Origin of the sequence: Vibrio sp. 10N.222.46.A1 (genome assembly GCF_041473595.1) — a bacterium.
GTDB classification, from domain to species: domain Bacteria; phylum Pseudomonadota; class Gammaproteobacteria; order Enterobacterales; family Vibrionaceae; genus Vibrio; species Vibrio tasmaniensis_A.
The window spans coordinates 1-3,889 of record NZ_JBFRSN010000474.1; the positions used below are offsets into that span (position 1 = coordinate 1).

Consider the following 3,889-nt stretch of genomic DNA (forward strand, 5'->3'; position numbering starts at 1 on the left):
GTACTACAGCTCATCAGAAGTGTTTAAATTTAACTGGCTTGATGATAAAAATAATGACCAGGTGGCGTGGGTAGTTGACTATTTTCCCAAAATATCCTCAGTAAAGAGCATCGTTGCTAAATTGCCAAACGTAATGAACATCAATGAAAGTCACACTAAAGTCGTTCCGGCTATTTTTCATTCACTAGATATTAGCAACGCTGAAAAAAAACTGATCATGATGAACTTCAAAAGAGCATGGTCGCAGAAGAAATATAGGGAAAAAACCACAAGGGAAAACAAAAAAACCTTAAATATCGTTGTTGACGAAACGGTATCAATCCAGCTTCATCAGCTTTCCAAACAATTTGACATGCCCATCAACCAGGTAATCACTTTGATGACCAATCAGTTTGCTAGTAAATCTGAAGAATTAATGAGAAGCATTGAAGAAGATAAAAAAAATAAAGCCACACAATTCTCTAAGCTTCTATAGCATGCTTGGAGAGCTATAAAGCTCTCCAATATTTAATTTTACCTGTTTAGCACTCTTTGGCGGACCCAGTCTTGAACCTCACTTTCTACCCATGCGACGGCCCTATCTCCAATTGGCACCTGTGATGGAAACTGCTGTTTTTCTATAGAGCGATACATTCCCGACCTTGATAAGCCAGTCATTACTAGTACTTCATTGAGACGAATTAAGCGAGTGGTTACGTTTGGCATATTGACACCTTACAAGTGAGTGGATTTCACTTAAATGACATATGTCTGAAATTATTTAGGTTATATGCACCATAGAAAAACCGTACCCTATGCCAATCCCTGCCCGACTTCTAAATTCAGTGAAGAACGTGTGTTACAGTGTAACATGAGTTTACTGAAATCAAATTACATGTACCTATTAACTCACAACCTTCAGGCTCTTTTTACCACTCATCGACAAGCTCCCCGAAGCAGCTTCTTCGATATGATCACTCCACCACGCCATGAGAACTTTACGGTGTTCAAGGTAATCAGTGCGGTTATATGCGCTTCTTACCTTGTCTCTATCCACATGAGAAAGTGCGGCTTCTATAATATCTGGATCGAAGTTTTGCTCATTTAAGGTGGTACTGGCTAATGCGCGCAAACCGTGAGAAGTTTGCCTACCCTTCATGCCCATTCGTACCAATGCTTTATTTGCTGTCTCTTTGTTGATGTGATTTTTGTTACTTTTGTCAGCAGGGAAAAGGTATTCACTCTCACCCGTGATGAAATCAATCGTCTCTAATAGGTCTAAAGTTTGTTTTGTTAAAGGAACAGTATGAACTCTTCCCTTTTTCATTCGTTCAGCAGGAATGACCCAAAGCATCTTTTCTCTGTCAATTTCATCCCAACGTGCCCCAGCCGTTTCAGTCGGTCTTGTCATGGTATGAAGTTGCCATTCTAGCAAGCAGCGAGTGATGGGTTTAATGGATGCGTAGTTGATTGTTTTGAGAAGCTCTGGAAGCTCATCAGGGGCTAACGAAGCTTGGTTGGTTACCTTAGCAGTCTCAAATGCTTTACCAATGCCAGCAAGCTTGTTGTGTTCAATCACACCCGTGTTGACTGCAAAGGTCATTATCTCATTGAGGTTACGACACAAACGCCCTACTGTTTCTAATTTACCTTGATTCGCAATGGGTTTAATTGTTTTTATCGCTTGTGGTGCCGTAATGTCACCAAGGGGGAACTTACCAAGATCAGGTAAGAGGTACTTCTCAATTCGTTGCTTTAGCTTCTTAGCCGTTTGCTCTTTGACGCTTGTTCTTTTCACTTCAATCCAGTCATCAAATACCGACTGTAACGTATTCGCCAATTCTAACTGTTTTTCTCTGAGAGTCGTATCACGGTGCTCTTTCGGGTCAATACCATCAGCGAGTAGTTCTCTTGCCTCAATCGCTTTGGTTCTTGCTTTGGCTAGTGAGACGTCAGGGTACTTACCTAAGGCTAGGTTCAAGCGCTTTCGTGAAATGGGATGATAGTAAGAGAAACGCCATAGTTTTGTTCCTATAGGCTTAATCTTCAATGATAATCCATCACCGTCACCTAAATTATATTCTTTCTCTTTAGGCTTTGCTTGTTTGATTTGAGTTGCCGTTAAAGGCTGTACTTTTTTCGCCATCGTAACCCCCTGAAGTAACCTCGAAATTGCTTAGATCTTAAAAGACTACTTCAGAGATTACTTTAAACGGTGGATTTTACAACACATCACGGGACCTCTTGGGACCAAAAAATGGCTAAGAGCCTGATAAAACAAGGAATTACAGGCACAAAAAAGCCCACACTAGGTGGGCTCTTTCGTATAATGTGGTGCCCGCTACTGGACTCGAACCAGTGACACCTTGCATGTCATGCAAGTACTCTAACCAACTGAGCTAAGCGGGCAATGAGTGAAACTTATCTAACCGCTTTATTAAGTGGCTAACGCTTCAGAACGAGATGGATAATAGCGAGTGATTTGGATGCGTGCAAGAACAAATTTGCACAAAACTGTTTGTTTGCTTTTAAAAACAACAATCAGAATAAAATTTAAACACAAAGCAGATCAATGGCTTGAAGTAGATCACATTTAAGTTCAACTTCGATGATTACAGACATCAGCATGCTTCGCGTCTTTTCTCCCTTTAATGAGCACTTCGGCGCAAGGTATTAGTTAGAATCTTCGTCCATATCGAATACGACGTTGTAGTTCTCGGTATAAGTACAGTTAGGTTGACGACTACAAGTAAAGAAACGTCGGCCTTTATAATCGCCATGGCTTGCCAGCTTGATGATCATAGGGCTGCTACATTTCTTACAGAATCGAACTTCTTTAGATGGCTCAATCAAATCGATGTGTGCTGCCAGTAACCTCTTCAAACGGCTCACTTGATAACTGTGCTTAATTGAAGCGCCAATAAGTGGAAGGCCAGCCGATTTACAAACGTGCATCAATAGCTTCTCGCGATCAACCTTTCCTTTATTCAGCTCTTTTCCATTGTCCAATTCGATGATTACGCGTGGCTCTAACGTTCGCGGGTCGCACACTACAAAGTCAAAATAACTGCGTGAGATTTTGTTGTTCGCAATAAACCAATTCTTTTTATTGTTCGCCTTAGCGGGGGCAACAATGTTAGACATGCTCACTTTAGCAAATACTTCCCCATGGTTACCCACTGCGGATTTGAGTGCGTTATAGAAGGTCGCTTGTTGCGCCGACATTAACGAGCCTTTCTTTTGATAAGCATGATCTTTGGTGTCATCATTTTTTACTAGATAGTTTTGAATAAAGTAAAAGAACACAACCAGAACAATTACAACGATAAAGATATTAGTCATTTTCCAACACAATCACATTTGTATAGGGATTAAGAGAGTGGTTAGCGTATGTAGAAAAGCGTCACGTGGCAAGCAAAAGAAGCAGAGCTGCGAATTGGAATCATGACCTTTGAACGCATTAATCGTCAGAGGCGGTCTCTTTATCGGCTTCGACAGTTCAAGACGCACATCTCCTATTTAATAATCAAATCATCAATTACATATTAAATTGATTCAGATCAAATCGCACCAAGTTGTGACCAACTAGCATGAAAAACGTTAGGCAAATGTTAATAAGGAAATTACTATGGAACTCAAACAAGACCCAAGATGTTATACCGATGTGTGTGTTGATGGTAAGTGGTTCCATTATGACCACTGTGGAACTCAAGCTTATATGCTAAAAGGTGGCGCTTCAGCAGTCATTGAGCTCGCTCATGAACCAGCAACAGAGAGTGAGCTAGTTGAAATGTTAGAAAGTATCGCTAAGTAATACTCTTAATAGATAATATAAAAACTAAGCGAATAGGAGTTGATAACACTCTTATTCGCTTAGTTGCTTTAGGTTCATTTAAGCTGTATTTTTCCT

General features: G+C 40.4%; 4 protein-coding genes, 1 tRNA gene and 1 pseudogene. 2 read left to right on the forward strand and 4 right to left on the reverse strand.

Going from position 1 to position 3,889, the window contains the following annotated elements:
- Positions 1 to 475 (forward strand): annotated as a pseudogene (locus AB4496_RS14215) (hypothetical protein); the annotation flags it as partial.
- Positions 476 to 513: 38 nt separating this feature from the next.
- Here AB4496_RS14215 and AB4496_RS14220 read toward each other — a convergent pair.
- The 4 genes from AB4496_RS14220 to AB4496_RS14235 all read right to left on the reverse strand — a co-directional run bounded on the left by AB4496_RS14220 (position 514) and on the right by AB4496_RS14235 (position 3,321).
- Positions 514 to 705: an AlpA family transcriptional regulator gene (locus AB4496_RS14220; RefSeq protein ID WP_012604100.1), complete on the reverse strand. Its 192-nt coding sequence runs from the start codon at positions 703 to 705 to the stop codon at positions 514 to 516.
- A gap of 178 nt (positions 706 to 883) precedes the next feature.
- A complete protein-coding gene (locus tag AB4496_RS14225) occupies positions 884 to 2,125 on the reverse strand; it encodes an integrase domain-containing protein (protein ID WP_017104409.1) in 1,242 nt (413 codons plus the stop codon).
- A gap of 186 nt (positions 2,126 to 2,311) precedes the next feature.
- A tRNA-Val gene (locus AB4496_RS14230) sits at positions 2,312 to 2,388 on the reverse strand.
- Positions 2,389 to 2,652: 264 nt separating this feature from the next.
- Positions 2,653 to 3,321 (reverse strand): DUF2726 domain-containing protein, encoded by a 669-nt coding sequence (locus tag AB4496_RS14235; protein WP_102258523.1) that lies wholly within the window; start codon positions 3,319 to 3,321, stop codon positions 2,653 to 2,655.
- Between the two features lie 286 nt (positions 3,322 to 3,607).
- Between AB4496_RS14235 and AB4496_RS14240 the strand changes: the two genes are divergently transcribed.
- Positions 3,608 to 3,793 (forward strand): hypothetical protein, encoded by a 186-nt coding sequence (locus AB4496_RS14240; RefSeq protein WP_102258524.1) that lies wholly within the window; start codon positions 3,608 to 3,610, stop codon positions 3,791 to 3,793.
- Positions 3,794 to 3,889: the final 96 nt, after the last annotated feature.